20 protein-coding genes are annotated in these 19,740 nt (G+C 61.8%); all 20 read right to left on the bottom strand.

All coding sequences use genetic code 11. From position 1 onward, the window contains the following. Nucleotides 1–60 precede the first annotated feature (60 nt). The 20 genes from NUW13_07820 to NUW13_07725 all read right to left on the bottom strand — a co-directional run bounded on the left by NUW13_07820 (nt 61) and on the right by NUW13_07725 (nt 19,719). On the bottom strand, nt 61–633 hold the full coding sequence (locus tag NUW13_07820) for a winged helix-turn-helix domain-containing protein (protein MCR4438932.1): 573 nt from the start codon (nt 631–633) through the stop codon (nt 61–63). Between the two features lie 102 nt (nt 634–735). Further along, on the bottom strand, nt 736–1,293 hold the full coding sequence (locus NUW13_07815; GenBank protein MCR4438931.1) for a Fe-S-containing hydro-lyase: 558 nt from the start codon (nt 1,291–1,293) through the stop codon (nt 736–738). 41 nt (nt 1,294–1,334) lie between these two features. Then, nucleotides 1,335–2,177, bottom strand: coding sequence for a fumarate hydratase (locus NUW13_07810; protein ID MCR4438930.1), 843 nt, complete (start codon nt 2,175–2,177; stop codon nt 1,335–1,337). After that, the gene (locus tag NUW13_07805; protein MCR4438929.1) at nt 2,174–2,836 is read right to left on the bottom strand and encodes an MBL fold metallo-hydrolase; all 663 of its coding nucleotides are present in this window, start codon (nt 2,834–2,836) and stop codon (nt 2,174–2,176) included. Before NUW13_07805 ends, NUW13_07810 begins: the two co-directional genes overlap by 4 nt. 99 nt (nt 2,837–2,935) lie before the next feature. Beyond that, the gene (rpmA, locus tag NUW13_07800; GenBank protein MCR4438928.1) at nt 2,936–3,187 is read right to left on the bottom strand and encodes a 50S ribosomal protein L27; all 252 of its coding nucleotides are present in this window, start codon (nt 3,185–3,187) and stop codon (nt 2,936–2,938) included. Between the two features lie 30 nt (nt 3,188–3,217). Next, entirely contained in the window at nt 3,218–3,532 is a 315-nt protein-coding gene (rplU, locus tag NUW13_07795; protein ID MCR4438927.1) for a 50S ribosomal protein L21, read from the bottom strand. Between the two features lie 70 nt (nt 3,533–3,602). Continuing rightward, complete coding sequence (locus tag NUW13_07790; protein MCR4438926.1) at nt 3,603–5,123, bottom strand: Rne/Rng family ribonuclease; 1,521 nt, start codon at nt 5,121–5,123, stop codon at nt 3,603–3,605. A 51-nt stretch (nt 5,124–5,174) separates the two neighbouring features. Further along, nucleotides 5,175–7,784 (bottom strand): TIGR03960 family B12-binding radical SAM protein, encoded by a 2,610-nt coding sequence (locus NUW13_07785; GenBank protein ID MCR4438925.1) that lies wholly within the window; start codon nt 7,782–7,784, stop codon nt 5,175–5,177. A 136-nt stretch (nt 7,785–7,920) separates the two neighbouring features. Next, a complete protein-coding gene (locus tag NUW13_07780; protein MCR4438924.1) occupies nt 7,921–9,363 on the bottom strand; it encodes a 2-oxoacid:acceptor oxidoreductase family protein in 1,443 nt (480 codons plus the stop codon). Between the two features lie 2 nt (nt 9,364–9,365). After that, entirely contained in the window at nt 9,366–10,415 is a 1,050-nt protein-coding gene (locus NUW13_07775; protein ID MCR4438923.1) for a 3-methyl-2-oxobutanoate dehydrogenase subunit VorB, read from the bottom strand. After that, nucleotides 10,408–10,674 carry a 4Fe-4S dicluster domain-containing protein gene (locus NUW13_07770; GenBank protein MCR4438922.1) on the bottom strand — a complete coding sequence of 89 codons (267 nt, stop codon included), beginning with the start codon at nt 10,672–10,674 and terminating at the stop codon, nt 10,408–10,410. The genes NUW13_07775 and NUW13_07770 overlap by 8 nt, the downstream gene beginning before the upstream one ends. A 239-nt stretch (nt 10,675–10,913) precedes the next feature. After that, nucleotides 10,914–11,531, bottom strand: coding sequence for an MBL fold metallo-hydrolase (locus tag NUW13_07765; GenBank protein MCR4438921.1), 618 nt, complete (start codon nt 11,529–11,531; stop codon nt 10,914–10,916). Then, nucleotides 11,528–12,427: an ROK family protein gene (locus NUW13_07760; protein ID MCR4438920.1), complete on the bottom strand. Its 900-nt coding sequence runs from the start codon at nt 12,425–12,427 to the stop codon at nt 11,528–11,530. The genes NUW13_07765 and NUW13_07760 overlap by 4 nt, the downstream gene beginning before the upstream one ends. 36 nt (nt 12,428–12,463) lie before the next feature. Continuing rightward, the gene (locus NUW13_07755; protein ID MCR4438919.1) at nt 12,464–13,651 is read right to left on the bottom strand and encodes a Xaa-Pro peptidase family protein; all 1,188 of its coding nucleotides are present in this window, start codon (nt 13,649–13,651) and stop codon (nt 12,464–12,466) included. A 43-nt stretch (nt 13,652–13,694) separates the two neighbouring features. Next, entirely contained in the window at nt 13,695–15,506 is a 1,812-nt protein-coding gene (locus NUW13_07750; protein ID MCR4438918.1) for an ASKHA domain-containing protein, read from the bottom strand. A 74-nt stretch (nt 15,507–15,580) separates the two neighbouring features. After that, nucleotides 15,581–16,396 (bottom strand): PHP domain-containing protein, encoded by an 816-nt coding sequence (locus NUW13_07745; protein MCR4438917.1) that lies wholly within the window; start codon nt 16,394–16,396, stop codon nt 15,581–15,583. A 55-nt stretch (nt 16,397–16,451) separates the two neighbouring features. After that, complete coding sequence (nadA, locus tag NUW13_07740; GenBank protein ID MCR4438916.1) at nt 16,452–17,519, bottom strand: quinolinate synthase NadA; 1,068 nt, start codon at nt 17,517–17,519, stop codon at nt 16,452–16,454. Between the two features lie 65 nt (nt 17,520–17,584). After that, entirely contained in the window at nt 17,585–18,307 is a 723-nt protein-coding gene (gene tatC, locus NUW13_07735) for a twin-arginine translocase subunit TatC (protein MCR4438915.1), read from the bottom strand. 148 nt (nt 18,308–18,455) lie between these two features. After that, the gene (gene rsxA / locus NUW13_07730) at nt 18,456–19,085 is read right to left on the bottom strand and encodes an electron transport complex subunit RsxA (protein MCR4438914.1); all 630 of its coding nucleotides are present in this window, start codon (nt 19,083–19,085) and stop codon (nt 18,456–18,458) included. 34 nt (nt 19,086–19,119) lie between these two features. Then, nucleotides 19,120–19,719 carry an electron transport complex subunit E gene (locus NUW13_07725; protein ID MCR4438913.1) on the bottom strand — a complete coding sequence of 200 codons (600 nt, stop codon included), beginning with the start codon at nt 19,717–19,719 and terminating at the stop codon, nt 19,120–19,122. Between the last annotated feature and the right edge of the window lie 21 nt (nt 19,720–19,740).

The following is a 19,740-nucleotide window of genomic DNA, read 5'->3' as shown; positions in this document are numbered from 1 at the left end:
CTTCCTACAACCTCGACGCGCAACGCTCTAACACTAGAGCTGGCGGCACGACGCCCTCGCTCATAGCCGCTCAGCTGACGCAGCCAGCCATCTTCTGCCCGCACTAGTGATCTCCCACATTCCCCTTGGCGAGTCGGAAGCGAGGAGGCCTTCCCTCACTATAGAGTTACGGGCCCACCGGGCGGTATTGCGCCAGCGGATCTGCCCGGGATCAGAGGGAAGCGGCTGGTGATCGTAAGCCTTCAAGCGGTGGGCGATTTTCGACTCCACTCTGTCGAGAACTTCCGCCATTGAGGCAGAGCCCCCAAGCTCTACCAAGCTCTCGAGAATCGGCAGGCGAAACTCACTTTCAGGCGTTCTCAGGCCACGCTTCAGTCTCTCAGCCACTTTTCGGCTCCTCCGGGCTCGCCTGGAAGCCTTGACGGCGGAAGAGATAGCAAGCCATTCTCGTTGCAGTTCGCTGACCTTAGAGCGAAGAGCCGTCATTTGCGACCCCTTCTCCATCAGTTCCCTGGCGGCATCGTACCTGCCGCCCTCAAAGGCGCGCGCGCCTTCTCGATTGATCGCGGCAATTGCGCTGTCGAGTTCCTCGAGGACGATCTCAAAAGCAATCGAGACCTCGTTCTGCTCCATGAACCCTACCTCTGTTGGCTCGGACAACTGACCCCACTACCGCTGCCTCCGGACTGTCCCGTATGTTATGTAGTCTTGCCCAAAACCAGCTGACTCTGCAGGTCACTTCACCTCGTACTTCGCCCGCCCCTCTTTGTAGATGTTGCCACCGTGGCAGTCCTGGGCCACGATGGCGGGAAAGTCACGCACCTCCAACCGCTGGATGGCCTCGGCGCCCAGGTCCTCGTAGGCAACGACTTCCGACTTGAGGATCGACTTGGCGATCAGGGCGGCTGCACCCCCGACTGCGGCAAAATAGACTGCCTTGTGCGTGCGCAGTGCCTCGGCCACCTCCGGCCCCATCTCCCCCTTGCCGATCATGCCCTTCAGTCCCTGTCGGATCAGCGTTGGCGCGTAGGGGTCCATGCGATAGCTGGTGGTGGGCCCCGCCGAACCAATCGGCATGCCCGGCCTGGCCGGTGATGGCCCCACGTAGTAGATGAGCTGCCCCTTCACGTCGATGGGCAGCGGTTTGCCCTCGGCCAGCAGGTCGACCAAACGCTTGTGCGCCGCGTCTCGCCCCGTGTAGATGACACCGGTAATCAACACACTGTCGCCCACGCGCAGCTTTTCCACTTGCTCGTCGGTCAGCGGCGTGGTGATCCTGATTGCATCTGCCATGGTTGACTCCCTCACGCGTTCATGGTGTACGTTGCAGGCGCTCAGATGACCGCCGTCTTGTGCCGGGCGGCATGGCATTGCGTGTTCACCGCGGCCGGCAGCGAAGCGATGTGGCACGGGTACACTTCCACATGCACATCAAGCGCAGTGGTCCGGCCGCCAAGCCCTTGCGGTCCGATGCCTAACCTGTTGATGCGCTCTAAGAGCTCAACCTCCATTTCGGCATAAAAAGGGTCCGGGTGGCGCTGGCCAATGGGCCGCAGCAACGCCTTCTTGGCCAACCATGCGCACTTTTCGAAGGTGCCACCAATGCCCACGCCGACGATCACCGGCGGACAGGGGTTGCCTCCAGAGCGACTCACCCGGTCCACGACAAAGTTCTTCACCCCCTCCAGGCCATCGGCCGGGCGGAGCATGCGCACCTCACTCATGTTCTCGCTGCCTCCCCCTTTGGGGGCAACGGTGATGGTAATCTTGTCACCCGGCACAATTTCCGTCCACACCACCGGCGGGGTGTTGTCCTTGGTGTTCACCCGACGCAGCGGATCGCCGACTATGGACTTGCGCAGATAGCCCTCTCCGTACCCCTTGCGCACACCTTCGTTGAGCGCTGCCCAAAGGTCGCCGCCGACAACGTGCACGTCTTGACCGATCTCCACGAAGAGGACGGCGAAGCCGGTATCCTGGCACATGGGAAACTGGCCTTCGCGGGCAATGGCGGCATTTTCGATGAGCTGGTCCAAAATCGCCCGGGCGGTAGGCGACTCTTCCTTCTCCCGAAAGCGCTTGAAGCTCTCGATAACATCCTCATCCAGCTGATAATTGGCGGCGATGCAGAGCTCCGCTACCGTCTTCACAATGTCGTTGACGTGCACGTCTCTCATAGCAGATGCTCCTCGATGACCACGATCTTCCTCTCCTTGGGCAGGGTCTCTTTGCTGACCTCGAAGCTGCTGCCCTTGATGCGCTCCACGTTCCGTTTGCCTTTCAGGAACTCATCGACTTTGTCCAAGGGGAAGCCCAGCACATCGGTCTTGTAGTGCATGGGCACCACGATCTTCGGCTTGAGTGCCTCGACCACCTCCCATGCTTCGCGATGGTCTATGGTGAAAAATCCCCCGACTGGCACAAAGAGGATGTCCACGGCGCCGATCTCCTGCACTTGCGCAGGCGCGAGCGTGTGGCCAAGGTCACCGCAGTGGCAGATACGCAGCTCATCTGCCTCCATCACGAACACGGTATTGTGGCCGCGCTCTTTGCCGCCGGACTTGTCGTGAAAGGTGGCCACCCCCTTGAAGGTGATCCCTTTCGCCTCATGGCGGCCAGCGCCCAGTACCACTTCTGGCGCCCCGGGGAGGTTCTTGTGCCCCGCGTGGTCAGGGTGGCTGGCATGGCTCACAAAGACCACGTCCACCACCTCAGTGATCGGCTTGTAGCCGACTGCTCCGTCGTAGGAGCCAGCCACATAAGGGTCGCTGAGGACTTTGACCCCTTTGGCCGTCTCGAACAGGAAGGCATCATGCCCGAGCCAGGTAATGTTCATGGTCAGGTCCCTCCTCTCTTTGCGACTGCAATCTTGAGCAAACAAAAAGGTGGGCCCACATCCTCAGGAACCCACCTTCACTCCTCTGCCCTGCATCGTTCAAGCGTACACGCTGACCACTTTCCTGTCTCTGCCGCGACGCTCGAACTTGACTCTGCCGTCTACCAGCGCAAAAAGGGTGTTGTCTTTGCCAATGCCCACATTGGCCCCCGGATGGATGTGCGTGCCGCGCTGGCGGACCAAAATGCTTCCGGCAGTCACCAACTGGCCATCGAAGCGCTTGACGCCCAGCATCTGGGGATTGCTGTCGCGGCCGTTTCTGGAACTGCCAACACCTTTCTTGTGTGCCATGCTCTCAACCTCCTCACGGTCAACAGCCGCTCACGCGGCAAGGATCTTCTCAATCTTCAGCCGGGTGTAGTGCTGCCGATGCCCCTTCTTGACCTTGTAGCCTTTGCGGCGCTTCTTCTTGAAGACGATGATCTTGGGACCACGACCGTGTGCAACCACTGTCGCCTGCACGGTTGCCCCTTCGATAGTCGGTGTGCCCACGCGCACCTGCCCCTGGTCGGCCAGAAGGTAGACCTGACCAAAGTCCAGGGTGGCGCCTACCTCGGCATCAACCTTCGGGGCGATGATTTCGGCACCTTGCTCCACCCGGAACTGCTTGCCTGCTATGTCCACAATTGCGTACATGAAATGCGACCTCCGTCGTTCTTGGCTGTGGCAAAAAGCGGGCTAAATATAGCAAATCACCGCCTCTTTGTCAAGCTTTAAATGTGTCGGTGATGTCCGCGTTGGTCTTCTTGGAGATAACCCGGAACTCGTTCATGGGCAGCTTGGGCTCCGGCACCACGGCAATGTGCACCCGGAAGCGCCACATTAGCTGCCTAATCTTGCTCACGAGGCCGCTCTCCAGAAAGTCGGCCATCTCGGGGTGGACGCGCAGATCCAGGCGGCGGAGACGGCTCTGCGAGCGGAAGCGCTTCAGCCAGCGCTCGATGCGAGTGGCCACGGTGGTCTTGGAGGTGACCCGCCCGGTCCCTTCACAGGTCGGACAAGGCTCGCTCAACGCATAGAGCAGACTGGGACGGATGCGCTCGCGGGTCATCTCCACCAGCCCGAACTCGCTGATGGGCGCCACGTTCACCTGCGCCCGGTCCTTCTTCAACTCCTGCAAAAACTCCTGGTACAGCCGCTGCTTGTGCTTCTCGTCAGTCATGTCGATGAAATCGATGACAATGAGACCACCAAGGTCACGGAGGCGCAGCTGCCGGGCGATCTCCCTGGCCGCCTCGAGGTTGATTTTGAGGATGTTCTGCTCATGGTCCCGTTTGCCCAAGAACTTGCCGCTGTTAACGTCGATGACCACCATCGCCTCGGTGTGGTCGATGATGATGTAGCCGCCGCTCTTCAGCCACACCTTGCGGGCGATGCTCTTCTCGATCTCGGATTCTATGTTGTAGGCATCAAAGACCGGTTCGCTCTTGGTGTACAGCTGGACACGATTCACCAGCGTGGGGGCGACATCCCGAAGGTAGGCCACAATCTCCTTGTACAGCTTCTTGGAGTCGATGACCAGGCTGTTGATGTCGCTGGTGAACAGGTCACGAATGACGCTAGAGGCCATGCCCACATCCTTATGCACCAGGGCCGGCGGGCTGGTACGTTTTGCCTTCTGGTTCAGTTTCTCCCACGAGGACAGCAGGTTCTCCAGGTCGTTGCGCAGCACCTCCTCGCTCTTGCCCTCGGCAACCGTGCGCACAATGAGGCCGAAGCCTTCCGGACAGATGCGCTTGGCAACCTTTTTCAGGCGATTGCGCTCGCGCACATTGGCAATCTTGCGCGACACGCCGATCATGGGGTCGTCGGGGACGAGCACTAAAAACCTGCCCGGCAAGGAGAGCTCGGTGGTGACGCGCGCGCCTTTGCTGCCGATGGGCTCTTTGGTCACCTGCACCAGCAGCTCCTGTCCCTCGCGAATGGTCGGGCCGCGGTAGGAGCGACGCCGCTCCCTGCCCCTCTGCCTGACCTCGATGACCGAATCGTACGCGCGGATGGTCTCTCCCACGTCGGAGAAGTGGAGAAAGGCGTCTTGGGGCAGACCGATATCCACAAAGGCAGCGTCCATCCCTTTCACGACGTTGACGACCCGCCCGATGTAGATATCCCCCACCATGCGCTCGTTTTCCGGGCGCTCGATGAAAAGCTCCACCAGCCGGCCGTCTTCGAGGATCGCGATGCGGGTTTCGCTAGTGGCGACGTTTATGACAATGTCCTTCTTCATGTTCCTATCCTGAGTTGCAAGGAAAGATGCAATACTTGCGCACTTCGCACGCTACACTTCCAGGGGAGTGCGACTCACCTCCCCAAAATTGACCGCCAGCCTGGTGCGCACGACGGACATCGGCGGCAGCGCCTGGTCAGAGCACTGCAGCAAGGCTGCCAGCACTTCCTCCACGCGCGCCGTCTTGCCATTGTCCAGGCCCAACTGCAGGAAGAGCTCCTGGCCATCCTTGCGCACCTCGATGCGACGGAGGAAAGGTCTTATGTCGACTTCGACCGTACCTTCCGCCTTTTGCCGCTGCACGCGAATCGCCGGTTCCGCCAAGAGCGCTGCCGCCCTCTGCGCCAGGTCCTGCCTGGGAGGGCCATCCAGGAAAGTCACTTCGTACTCGGCCAGGGTGATGAGTGCGGTGAGGGAGCTCCCCTTGCCGTACAAGGGTCTGATCTCCATGACTTCCAACCCTTCGGGCAGCTGGGCCCCCAGGAGCATGGCAAGGTTTGGGTGAGGAGCTGCCAGGCACTGGAAATCCAGATACTCTGCCTCGCTCTCGTGCCCCACGGCTAAGGCTGGCCCATAGGCGATCTTGGGCCGTGGATTGAAGCCTTGCGAATAGGCCAGCTGGATGCCGGCGCGGGCGAATGCCCTCTCGAACACCCGCACCACATCCAAATGCGAAAGGAAGCGTGCCAGGCCGCGCTTGCGGTAACGCATGCGCATCAGGCGGGGCACTCCCGGCGCCGGGGCTGGCGCGGCCCTCTTTCTACCCCTGCCGTACAGGCTCGTTGCCGGGGTGGGAGCCGTGGGGCCTGGCACTTGTTCGCGGGCCATGAGCTCCTTGCACGCCACGTGCTCCATCAGGCCGCAGGCGTGACAGCGATCGAGCCGGCAGTCGCTGGTCTCGGTGGCATTTGCTGCCCTCAAGCGCTCGGCGACCAGAAAGCGCTTGCTCACCCCTTTATCGATGTGGTCCCAGGGCAGAGGCCCGTCCAGCGGGCGCGGCCCCAGGTACCAGGCAGGGTCGATGCCCGTGCGGGCGAAGGCATCCTCCCAGCGCTTCACCTCGAACAGCTCTGACCACCCTTCCAGGCGCGCCCCGTTGCGCCACGCCTGTTCGATGGCCGCGCCCAGCCGACGGTCACCGCCTGCCAGGATCCCTTCCACGAAAGCGACGTTGGGATCGCGCCAGCTGATGTGCACGTTCTTTGCTCGCACCAGGTCACAGACGCGATGGATCTTGTCGTTCATGGTCGCCCGGTCGCTTTGCTCCTCCCATTGGAAGGGCGTGTGTGGCTTGGGCACAAAGGGCGACACCGACACATTGACCCTATTGCCCTGGCCATAGCGGCGCGCAATTCTGGCCACCTCGTTGATAAGCGCAGCGATGCCCTGCAGGTCCTCGTCGGTCTCCGTGGGCTGGCCCACCATGAAGTAAAGCTTGATGACCGTCCACCCCTCGCTAAAAGCCAATTCAGCAGCGCGCAGCAGATCCTCGTTTGTGTTCGTCTTGTTGATCACGGCTCGCAATCTGGCCGTTCCTGCCTCCGGGGCCAGCGTCAGTCCAGACCTGCGCACGCCGCTGGCAAACTGCGCCATCTCCTTGGTGAAGGACTCCGGCCGCAGTGACGGAAAGGAGATGCTGACCATCTTCTCCTTGAAAGCTGCCGAGAGCCTTTCCAGAAGTGGCCGCAGCTGGCTATAGTCCGAGGTGGACAACGAGAGCAGCGACACTTCGTCGAAGCCCGAACGGGCGATCCCTTCCTTGGCTTGGTGGAGAATGTCCTCCACGCTGCGCTCCCGCACCGGCCGGTAGATGAATCCCGCGTTGCAGAAGCGGCACCCGCGCGTGCAACCGCGCATCACCTCGATGGTCAGGCGGTCGTGAGCAATGCCGATCAGCGGCACCAAAGGCGCCGTGGGGTAGTGCTCAGGCTTCAGGCGCTCCACGACGCGTGCCCGCACCTTCTCGGGCACATCCTTGCGCAACGGGCGGATGCTCTGCTGTCGGCCTTGCCCATTGGCTGTGGGCCCGTAGAAACGCGGAACATAGACCCCTGGCACGCCTGCCAAGCAGAACAGGGCCTGTTCGCGGTCCAAGCCTTCCCTCTTGGCCGCCAGCACCACCCTGGCTATTTCCAAGATTGCCTCCTCGCCGTCGCCAATCAGAAAGGCGTCCACGAATTCCGCCAGCGGCTCCGGGTTGAACGCGCACGGCCCGCCGCCGAGCACGAGGGGCGTCAGAGCCTGCCTTTCCATGGCCCGCAACGGGATGCCCGCAAGATCGAGCATGTTCAGCACCGTCGGGTAGTGCAGCTCGTACTGCAGGGTAAAGCCGATGATATCGAAATCGGCAAGGCTGCGCTTCGACTCCAGAGAGAAGAGTGGAATGGCATGGCGACGCAGGGCATCCTCCATGTCCACCCACGGCGCATACACCCGCTCTGCCACTATCCACGGCTCGCGATTGAGCAGGTGGTACAGGATGTCGAAGCCGAGGTAGGACATGCCCATCTCGTACACATCCGGGAAGGCCAGGACCACCCGCAGATCTACCTCGTCGAACGGCTTGTGGACAACGTTCACTTCGTTGCCCAAGTAGCGTCCCGGCTTGCTCACCCGCGGCAGAATGCGCTGTTGCAGTATGTCTCGAGGGACAACCGCCATATGCTCTCAATCACGAAATAGCGAAAATCCCCGTCACGATCGGCCGACGGGGATAGATTGCGATGCTCGTGCACTCCCCCATCCGTGAACCCTCAGCGCTGGGCCCGATGTGGCACCTGGAAATCTGTTGCTCCGTTTAGTTGCGCTTTCTAAAGCCCTGGGCGTACTGGAACCCAGCTGCTACCGCCTTCTCATTGATTGCCAGAAGCTCTTTTCTCTTGATCGCCTCGGGCAAGGTGGCGAGCACCTGCTCCTTGCTCAAGATGCCGGTGAAACCGATGTAGGCACCCAGCGCCACCATATTCGCCACGCGCGTGTTACCCAACTCATCGGCCATCTTGGTTGCCGGCAGGGGCAACACTTCGACGTCGCTCCGCTGCACGGTGCGGTCAATCAGCGAGCTATCGTAGATGACCAGCCCACCCGCCTGCACTTCGGGCTCGAATCTGTCCAATGACGGCAGGTTCATGGCAATGAGCACCGTGGGCACCGAAACCACCGGCGAGCCAATGCGCGCCGTGGAAAGGTTGACGTGGCAGTTGGCGGTACCGCCTCGCATCTCCGGGCCGTAGGAGGGGATCCAAGACACATTGTAGCCGGCGCGCATTCCCACTTCAGCAAGGACCAGCCCGAGGAGCAGAATCCCCTGGCCACCGAACCCAGCCACCTTGAGTCGGGGGTTGCGGTAGCGCTCGGCAGGAAGGACCACGGCCTCCGCTGCGACAGACGGCCCAGCTGGAATCTCCAGCAGCTTGGCCAGGTCCTCGCGCACGAACTGGCGGGGCCCCAAAGGCGTCGCCTCTGCTTCGCCCGTCTTGTCTCTATACACGCCCAATGGGAAGTAGTTCATCATCTGCTCTTGGATCCAGCGGATCGCCTGCGTCGGTGCCATCTTCCACCCGGAGGGGCAGGCAGACAGGACCTCGACGAGGGAGAAGCCTTTTCCTTCCGCCTGCACCTGCAGTGCCTTGCGCACGGCCCGTCGTGCCTGCGCGATGTGCTTGGCATCAGTCAACGCCACCCGCTCGATGTAGACAGGGGCCTCCAGGGTGGAGAGCAGTTCGCAGACCCGCAAGGGGAACCCCTCATTGCTCGCCTTGCGTCCGTAGGGCGAGGTGGTGGTCTTTTGCCCAATGAGAGTCGTGGGAGCCATCTGGCCGCCGGTCATTCCGTAGATGGCGTTGTTCACGAAAAAGACCGAAATCTGCTCGCCGCGATTGGCCGCATGGATGATCTCGGCAGTGCCAATAGCCGCCAAGTCGCCATCCCCCTGGTAGCTAATCACGATGCTGTGCGGATACACACGTTTGATGCCGGTCGCCACGGCGGGGGCACGCCCATGGGCGCATTGGATGTTGCCAGTGCGGAAGTAGTAGTAGGCAAACACACTGCAGCCCACTGGGCTTATCATGATTGCACGATCGCGGAGATTGAAATCATCCAAAGCCTCTGCGAGCAACTTGTGCAAAATGCCATGGCCACATCCTGGGCAGTAGTGGGTGGTCGTCTTGTCGGCCCCCGGTTTCCGCTCATAGACCGCATAGAACGAGTCAGCCTTTCGCAGTACTTTCTCCGCCATGATCAGCCCTCAATGTATTTCGAGATAACTTGTTGGACCTCTTCGGTGGTCGGCACCACGCCGCCCATGCGGGAGTAGAATTCCACCGGACACCTGCCCACGACCGCCAGGCGCACATCGTCGACCATTTGGCCATTGGAAAGCTCCGTCACCAACAAACGGTCGACGCGTTCGGCAAGCTCGGCCAGGGCCGCCTTTGGAAAAGGCCACAGGGTGATTGGTCGAAGCATGCCCACCTTCTCCCCTTGCCCTCGAAGAAGATCCACCGCCGATTGTACCACTCGGGAAACGATGCCGTAGGCGACCACCACCAGGCGGGCGTCGTCCACATGGTAGGCCTCGTAGCGCACCTCCTGGCGCTCGATCTCGGCATACTTGGCCTGCAACTTCTGGTTGTGGCGCTCCAGAATTTCCGGCTCCAATTCGATGGAAGTGATCAAGCGATACTGGTCATCGTCGTCCACGTGCAGTGCCCACTCCTTTGCCGGCAACTCGGTGACCGGCGGTGGGAATTCCACAGGCTCCATCATTTGGCCGATGAAGCCGTCCACCAGCAGCGCCGCCGGATTGCGGTATTTGTCGGCAAGCTCAAAGGCCAACATGGCCAGATCACACATCTCCTGGGCAGAATTGGGCGCCAGGACGATGAGCTTGTAGTTGCCGTGGCCTCCGCCCTTCACCATCTGATTGTAGTCGCTCTGCTCAGGGGCGATATTCCCCAAGCCAGGCCCGCCGCGATTCACGTTGACCACCACCAGCGGCAGCTCCGCGCCGGCAGCGTACGACAGCCCCTCCTGCTTGAGACTGATGCCCGGGCTGGAAGAGGCGGTCATCACGCGCTGTCCCCCCGAGGCGGCGCCGTAGACCATGTTGATCGAAGCCACCTCGCTCTCGGCCTGGATGAAGGTCCCCCCCACCAGAGGCATGTAGTAGGCAGCGGCTTCAGCGATCTCGGAGGCAGGCGTGATGGGGTAGCCGAAAAAGTAGCGACACCCGGCCAGGATGGCCCCTTTCACCACCGCCTCGTTTCCCTTGATGAGCTGCTTAGCCATTGGCCTCTACCTCCTCCCCCACGTAGCCCTTCTTGTAGACAGCCATCGCCCCCGGCTCTGGACAGGCGTAGAAGCAGATGCCGCACCCTGTGCAGCCCTCCCCTTTGTACCCAGCAGGGTGATAGCCCATGCGATTGAGCTTCGCCTGCGCAAACAGGACCTTCACTGGACATGCAGCAATGCACAGTCCGCACCCCTTGCATTCATCCTCGCGGAAAACGACCTTCGCCTTTGCCAATCCCACCTGCGTCTCTGTCATCGTCTCCCTCACGCCTCCGTTTCACGTTCGCCGTTCTGCAACGAAAAGGGAGCCGGGCGAAGGCTCGGGCTCCCTGGGCTTCTGCGCAGTATGGTGCGCCACTGCGTGTATCAGATCTCCGACTTTCCGGGATTCTACCATTCACTCCTTCCGCCAGAGGCAACCGATCTTGAACCGCCCTAATTATAGCAAATTCGCGGTGAAGAAACAAGCGCTTTTTCCTGCGCGCCCTCGGCCCGCTACAGGAAGGGGTTGAGGCGTCGCTCGTCGCCAATTGTCGTGGGCTCGCCATGGCCTGGGTAGACCTGCACCTCGTCTGGCAAGGCCAGCAGCTTGCTGCGTATCGAGGCAAGGAGGCTACGATGCGACCCGCCGGGGAGATCGGTGCGGCCCACAGATTCCCGAAACAGGGTGTCGCCCGAGAAAACGACGCCGTCGTGGTAAAAGCAGATGCTGCCCGGCGTGTGGCCCGGGGTGTGCAGCACGCGGAATGCCAGGCTGCCAAGTCTGACCTCATCACCTTCCGAGAGCCAGACATCCACCTTGACGTCATCCGGCAAGGAAAGGCCAAAAAGCCTGGCCTGTAGCCCAAGAGTTCGCAGCACCTCCACCTCATCTCGGTGCGCGCAGACCTTGCAGCTCGTTCGCTCGAGCACCTCTGCTACTGCCCCCACATGGTCGATGTGACCGTGGGTCAGCAGAATGACCTCCAGGGTGAGACCAAGGCGCTCTGCCGCCGCAAGCAGAAGCGCCGCTTCGTCACCCGGGTCGATGAGGGCGGCTTTCTTCGTCTCTGGACAGCCAACGAGGTAGCAGTTGGTGGCAAAGAGACTGACCACGAACGTCTCCACGATCACCCCACCACCTCCTGGTCTTGCCACACGAGCGCCGCGGCCCCGACGATGCCGGCCACGCTGCCCAGGGCGGCTCTGCGCACCGCCACGTGCTGCGCCGGCATGGGGTTGATGTGCCGCCGCAATTCTTCATCGAGACGGCGATGGAAGAAATCCCAGCCTTCGCTCACCGATCCGCCGACAATGACTACGTCCGGATCCAGCGTGTTCACCACATAGGAGAGCATGCTGCCAAGATCGGCGCCGTACTCCTCCCAAGCCCGCAGGGCGGCAGCCTCGCCTTGCTGCGCCCGCGCAAAGACCTCTGCCGGCGCCACCTCGGTGCCGGTGATGCGCCGATACGCTGCGGCCACGCCACGCGAGGAGCCATACTCCTCGAAGCGCGCATCCTTGTAATGGCAGAGCCAGAGCTCTGCGGCTGTGCCCGTAGCTCCATTGAAAACTTTGCCCCCGATCACGATCCCACCCCCGAAACCGGTGCCCAAGGTCACGCCACAGACAATGCCAGCGCCCTGGCCTGCCCCGTGCAGAGCTTCGCCCAGCGCGAAGCAGTTGCCGTCGTTGTTCAGCCGAACGGGTTTGCGCAGGCGACGCTGTACCTCTTCCACAAGGGGAAAGTGGTGCAGGCTTGGCATGTTCGGCGGCGTCAGTACCACCCCCTGCGCCAGGTCCAGTGGCCCCGGTGCACCAATGCCTATGCCGGCCAACTCCTCCAGAGCCAGGCCCGCAGCTTGCACAGCCTCTTCGGCCAAGCCGGCGAGGTCGCTAACAATCTGCCCGGCAGGTCGATTCGCCCCGGTGGGCCTGTGCACCATTCCGCCAACGAGCTGGCCCTGGTGGTCGACCACTCCAGCGCTCATTTTCGTGCCGCCAAGGTCAACGCCAACCGCAAATGCCATTAGTCCCTCCCGGCGCATGGCGGTCATCCGCCAGCACTATGCTGGCACCAGATAGAGCTCCTGTTGCGGCGCAGAAAGAAAGGTGCATCCATCTTTGTGTACCACGACGACTTCCTCAATGGTCGCCACACCGTGGTCGGGCACGGTGACCCGTGGTTCGAGTGTGTAGACCTGGCCTTCTTCCACCAGCTCGTAGGGCCTGTTGCCGTAGCGCTCCCAGCGGGGACAGAGGATGCCTGCGCCATCGTGCGCCTTGCGCCCGATCTGATGCCCAAGCGCATGTGGGTACTCCTCGAAGCCACAGGCCACGATGTGCCGGCGAGCCACATCGTCCACCGTCCAGCATTCTGCCCCCGGCGTGAGCGCTTGGCTGGCCAACTGGATAGCATCGCGCACTGCCGCGAAGCCGCGGCGGACCACCTCGGGCGCCTGTCGCTCGCCCGGACGGAGAAAGTACCAGGTCCGCTGCAAGTCCGAGCAATAGCCATTGCACTTGATCCCGAAATCGATGTTCATCAGGTGACCGGGGGCGATGCGTCGCTCGGTAGGGCCAGCGTGTGCACCGGCCGATTCCGGCCCGGTAAAGACCGACGGGCACATCTCCGGGTCCCATGCCAGCTCCACGCCATGTGCGGCCACTTCATCCAGCAGGAGCTGCGCCACCTCCTTCTCGCTCAGTCCTGGACGCAGCCGCGCACCCACCGCGTCGAACATCCTGAGGGTGAGCTCCACCGCCTGCCCGATTGCCTCCTGCTCGGTAGCCGACTTGCGGCCACGCAGCGCCGCCACAATGCGCTCCGAAGAGAGAAGCCTGTCCCGGTATGGCGTCCCTTCGAGGTATTTCTGCAGAAGGAGGTACATACCGTGCGTCAGGCCATCTGCCATGTTATCGGACTCGGAGAAGTTGATGGCAATGGAGCGCGGCGCCAGTCTGTCCAACACCTGCAGCAGGTGGGGGCGTATGGATTCCTGGTAACCGATGACCTCCCGATAATAGCCGTGCTCCTTCTGATTGGCCACGTCCAGGCTGCCGACCAGCGCGAGGGTATCCCCGCGCGTGGTAATGATGAACGCCGACTGCCAGGTACAGCTGGTGCCGACCACCAGTTCAAGGCACGGATCGGGCATCGTGCCGCTCTCCCGGACGAAGATCAGCCACATGTCCACCCCTTGCTCCTGGAGGATGGCTATCGCTTGCGCAATCTTCTCTTGGACAAGAGCCATGGCTTTCCCTTTCGCGACAGGCGTTGTGCCAAACGCCTGGGCTTCACGACGGCTCCCCGGCCGGAAACATCATCTCTTCGGCGAAGATGTCCTGAAACTCGGGGAATGCCGAGATCTCCACGTACTCCACGCGGCGGGCGATTTCCTCGGCTCGCCGCCGCTGTACAGTGGAAAGCAGGGCCATCTCTGCTCCTGCGCAGGCGGCGTTGCCAATGAAGCTGACCCGCTGGCGCGGGACTGGAGGCAGCAAACCGAGGCGGATGGCGCTGTCTCTGCGCAGGAAATTGCCAAAGGCACCGGCCAGCAGCACTTCTTCGAGCCGCTGTGGCCCAATGCCCAACTGCCGCATGAGGATACGCGCACCTGCGGCAATCGCCCCTTTGGCCAGTTGCACCTCACGGATGTCGCGTTGGGTCAGTGCGACTTGACCGGCAAGGAGGAAGGCGTGTTCTCCGCCTCGCATTTCGAGGCGCCCGCGCAACGTCGCTGGCAATTCGGCTGAGCATTCGTCGGCGCCCACCAGGCGACCGCTGGGTTCCACAATCCCGGCGCGCAAGAGGACCGCCACCGCGTCGATCAACCCAGACCCGCATATCCCTGTCGGCTCGCCTTCGCCCAGGACGTGGCAACGGATCTCGCCGTCCACCAGACCAACGCGGTCGATGGCCCCGTTTGCGGCGCGCATGCCGTGGGCGATGTGTGCTCCCTCGAAGGCAGGACCGGCAGCCGTGGAGCAGGCTACGAGCCGGTCGCGCGAGCCCAATACAATCTCGCCGTTGGTACCTACGTCCACGGCAAGCCTGAGGGACTGGCTCATATCCAGTCCCGCCGCCAAGATCACCCCGACGGTATCGCCACCGACGAAGCGCCCAATGCCCGGCAAGAAGAAGACCCTGCCAAGCTCATGAATGGCAATGCCTATCTCGCTCGCTCGACAACTCAGCGGTGACAGGAACACAGGGACGTACGGGTACTGGGCCAGCCACTGTGGAGAGATGCCGGCAGCCAGATGTGTCATCACCGTGTTGCCCGCGCACACGACTTCAGCGATATCGCGCGGCTCCGCCCTCCCGGTGCACACCTCGACCACAATTTCGTTGATGACGGCGATGACACGCTCCTGCAAGGCCCGCAAATCGCTCGCCGACTTGCTGGCGTACTGGATGCGGCTGATGACGTCCTCGCCGAATACGCGCTGGGCATTGAGCCTCGAGCCCACTGCTAACACATGGCCCGTGCGCAGATCGAAGAGTTTCCCCGCCACCGTGGTGGTGCCGATGTCCACCGCCAGGCCGAGCAAGGGTCTGCGCTCAGTGGCCGGCAAGAGGTCGATTATCTCCTCACCGACCAGGCGGGCGCGCACGAAGAAACCTGCCTCTCGCAAGGTGCTGGACAACCCACGCAGCACTGGCAGCGGCATCGACAGGTCATCGGCGGCAAAGCCCATTGCGCCCAGCAACTCCTCGAAATCCGCAGGGTTGCGATCCAGTGCCGGCGGGGGTACGGTTACTCCAAATTCACGGACGTTGGGCTGCAGGGCCACCTCTTGGCGCCGTCCTTCCGTGAGAATAGTGGGGGCGGTCAAGGCGTGTGTATCGGGCGGCGCAACCCGGCAAGAGCCGTAAATGCTGGTCTGGCAGGCCAAGCGCATACCGGCGCGCAGTTCATCCGGGTCGAGCAAGGCCCGCTCCTCCTGGGTGGGGTCGCTCACTGCACCGCTCACCCGCACGCGGCACTTGCCGCAGGTTCCCGTGCCTCCACACGGCGCTTCGATCTCGCTCCCCATCTCCACCAGGGCGCGCAACAGGTTCGTGCCTGGCGGAAACATGCCGGACAGCGTAGATGGGCCATCCACGCAGGTCACTTCGCAAACGGAACTTGAGCCTTTTGCCGACAACTCACTGGGCAAGTTCTCGCCTCTTCGTTGGGCTACGCCCCGCCGTTACGCACCGCGGAGAACGCGAATTCGCGCATCCTCTCCAGCGCAGAACGGGGCACCACGTAGGTGCCAAGCGGCGCTTCGTGCGGGGCGCCGTGATAGTCAGAACCGCCTGTTTCCAGAAGGCCGTGGGTGCTTACCAGGACACGATAGTGATAGACATCGCCGGGAGCATGCCGTGGGTGCACAGTTTCCACCCCGTGCAACCCATGCTTGGCCAGGGTGAGGATGAGACTATCCGGCACATTCCACCCCGGATGAGCCAAAAATGAGACTCCGCCGGCAGCGCTGATCAGGGCAAGCGCCTCAGAGGTGGCCATCTTGTATTTGGGCACATAGGCCGGACGGTCTCCCCCTAAGTACAGCGAGAAGGCCTCGCCCACCGAGGTCACAAACCCGCACTCCACCATGGCCTGAGCGACGTGGGGGCGGCCGACGCTGCCCTTGGCGCTCCGCCGCATCACGTCGTCCAACGACACCGGGCAGCCCATCCCGCGCAAAAGCTCTACCATCTTGCCCGCCCGCTTCACGCGCTCCTCGCGAAAGAGCCGCAGATGTTGATTCATTTGCGGGTCGGTCGGGTCAAAGAAGTAGCCCAGCACGTGGAGCTCCATGCCCCTTTCCACGGTGCTGAGTTCCACGCCGGGGATCACCTCCACGTGCAACTCCCCCCCGGCTGCAGCGGCCTCTTGGCATCCCTCCACCGTGTCGTGGTCCGTGACGCTGATCGCCTCAAGCCCGACAGCCGCAGCCAGCTCCACAAGACCGCGCGGCGTGTACAAGCCGTCCGAAAACGTCGAGTGCAAATGCAGGTCAACCTGCCCTGCAGCCCTCGGTGGGCACCGCGGCGCGCACATCCTCTCAGCCAATCTGCAACATCCTTTCCAGCGCGATTCTGGCCTCAGTGCGCACCGGCTCTGGCACCAGAATCTCGTTTACGCTCCCCAACTCTTCTATGGTCCAGCACAAGTTGCGCAGGTTGATGCGGTACATGTTCGGGCAGAGAGAATGGCCCAGGGGGACCACCGTACGGTCGGTGTATTGCGCAGCCAGCCGCTTCACGAGGTGGATCTCGGTGCCCACGACAATCGTGCTGCCGGGCGGCGCCTCCGCCACGTACTTGATGATGAAGGAGGTCGAGCCGGCAGCATCGGAGGCAGCCACCACCTCAGGTTTGCACTCGGGATGTACGACGACCAGCGCCTTGGGGTATTTTTGCCTGGCCGCCATTACTTGCTCTGGACTGAACAAGGTGTGCACATGGCAGTGCCCGTTCCACAGGATGAGCACTGCCGCCTCGAGTGCCGCTGCATCAAGGCCGCCATGCTCCTTGGTCGGGTCCCACACGACCATCTGGTCAGCAGCTATACCTTTGGCCAGCCCCACGTTCCTGCCGAGATGTTGGTCCGGAAAGAAAAAGACTTTGCGGCCCCGGCGGAGCGCCCAGTCGATGGCCCCTCCGGCGTTTGCCGAGGTGCAGACCGTCCCCCCATTGCGGCCACAAAAGGCCTTCAGTTCTGCCTTTGAGTTGATGTAGGTCACCGGCACTACCTGGCGGAGGTCGCAATGCTTGCCGATCTCCGCCCACGCCTCTTCCACATCCTCCACCTCGGCCATGTCGGCCAACGGACAGCCGGCCAGATGATCCGGCAGGAAGACGCGCTGCCCCGGGTCGCACACAATGCGCGCGCTCTCCGCCATAAAGTGCACGCCACAAAACACGATGTAGCGCGCCGCGCTCTGCTGGGAAGCCCTCTTGGCCAGGGCATAAGAGTCTCCGACAAAGTCGGCGAGCGCCACAATCTCATCCCGCTGGTAGTAGTGCGCCAGGGCGAGCAGCGCCTGGCCGTAGTCCTGTTTCAGCTTCCTGATGCGCGAGGTGAGCTCTGGGTCGTCCAAGCTCTTGTAGCGATCGGGCATAATATCCATAACACGACACCTCCCCTCGACCTGAATGCGCCTGGTACTGGGCCGAACGCTGGCTTGCCCTGTGCTCAAGAAGCTAAGCTCTGCTGCCTGCGCCGCGCTGCCACTGCTGCCACCCAGATGCTGATTTCGTAGAGCACCAGCATTGGCGCCACCAGCAGAATCTGGGTCAAGACATCCGGCGGCGTCAGAATGGCGGCAACGGTGAGAATGGCCACCACGCTGTAAGGCCGCTTCGAGCGCAAGAGGCGCGGAGTCAGCACACCGATCCGCGCCAGAAAGAAGCTCAACAGGGGCATCTCAAAGACGACGCCGAAGACCAACATCATGTTGGTGACAAAGCCCAAGTACTCGCTCACGCGGATGGTGGCCACCAGCGTGGAGCTTTCGAAGCCTAAGAAGAAACGTAGCGCCAAGGGGTTCATCACCCAGTAGGCAAACACGGCCCCCACGACAAACGACACCGTGGAGACAATCACTACCACAGGCACGTACCGGCGCTCCTTCTCCAGCAGCCCCGGGGCAACAAACTGCCAGAGCTGGTAGAAGACCACCGGCAGAGCCAGCACCAGTCCGCCGAACAGCGAGACCTTGAGCGTGACCATGAAACCTTCGGCCGGAGAGAGAAACACCAGTTGCTTTGGGTAAGGCCTGGTCAGGAAGCTCATCAACTTGCCGGCCACCGCATAGCAGAGAAGGCTGGCCACGGCGACGGCAACAAGACACTTGATGAGCCGCCACCGCAACTCCTCGAGGTGGTCCAGGAATGGCATGCGCTTCTCGTCCCGCACCTTGCGTTCTCTTTTGGCCTTGGTCACCATCTCACCAATCGGATTTCCAAGCGCCTCGCTCGACAAGATAAACAAGCCCCTCGTTCGGGCAAGGAGCGGAGAGGGGCTTGCTTTACAGTGAGCGCCTGGGATGCGCTGGAGGATACCGCTATTTCAGCGTGAGCCCCGAAAAGCCGAGAAAGGCGATGGACATCAGCCCGGCCATGATGAAGGCAATGGGCACGCCCCGCAACGCCTCCGGCACATCCGCCAGTTCCAACTTCTCCCGAATGCTGGACATGAGCACCAATGCCAGCGTAAAGCCTACCCCCGCAGAGAACCCATTCACCGCGCTCTGGATGAAGTCAAAGTGCTCCACCTGATTCAGCAGGGCCACGCCCAGTACGGCGCAATTGGTAGTAATGAGGGGAAGATAGATGCCAAGGGACTTGTACAGAGCCGGACTGCTCTTCTGGATCACCATCTCTACGAACTGCACGAGACTGGCTATGGTGAGGATGTAGGCAATGGTCCTCAAGAAGCGGAGGTCCGGCGCTTGGTGACCGGCAAAAATCAGCCTGAAGACGCTGGCATCAGGGAGCAGGATGTACTTCTCCACCAGGAAAGTGACCACCGACGCCAGGGTCATCACGAATATCACCGCGCTCCCCATGCCCACGGCCGAATCCAAGGACTTGGACACGCCGATGTAGGGACAGATGCCGAGGAAGCGCATCAGCACGAAGTTGTTGATGAAGATTGCGCCGACAGCGATAATCAGTAGGCTCCGAACGTCCATAGGTGACCTTCTCTTGCTTCGGTTCGTGCGGCCTTCAGGACCTTGCCCGCTTGCGATCGATCCAGTTGAACAAACCCAGCAGGTACCCGACGGTGAGAAAACCTCCCGGCGCCATGATCATCAGGAGCACCGGCTCAAAGCGCTCGCCGAAGAGCGGGTGTCCCATGATTGTGCCCGCCCCCAACAGTTCGCGGATGATGGCCAGTGACAAGAGGCCAAAGGTGAAGCCCAGTCCCATGCCAATTCCGTCCAGCAGGGACAAGCCCACGGAGTTCTTGCCGGCGAACGCCTCTGCGCGCCCCAAAATGATGCAGTTGACCACGATGAGTGGCACGAAAATGCCCAGCGCCTTGTACAGCGCAGGCGTGAACGCGGCCATGACCATATCGACGATGGTCACAAAAGTGGCAATCACCACGATGTAGATGGGGATACGAATCTTGGGCGGCACCCCCCTGCGAATCAGGGAGATAATCACGTTCGAGCAGCAGAGCACGAACGTGGCGGCCGCCCCCATGCCGATTGCATTTTCGATAGACGTAGACACAGCAAGGGTGGGGCAAAGTCCCAGCACCTGCCGGAACACCGGGTTCTGCTCATAAATCCCCTTAACCAGCTCTCGTCGTGCGGACATCCCTTCTCTTCCCTCGTTCTC

Source organism: candidate division KSB1 bacterium, from assembly GCA_024655945.1.
Lineage (GTDB): Bacteria > Zhuqueibacterota > Zhuqueibacteria > JANLFK01 > Oleimicrobiaceae > Oleimicrobium.
This window is presented reverse-complemented; position numbering and strand designations above follow the sequence as displayed.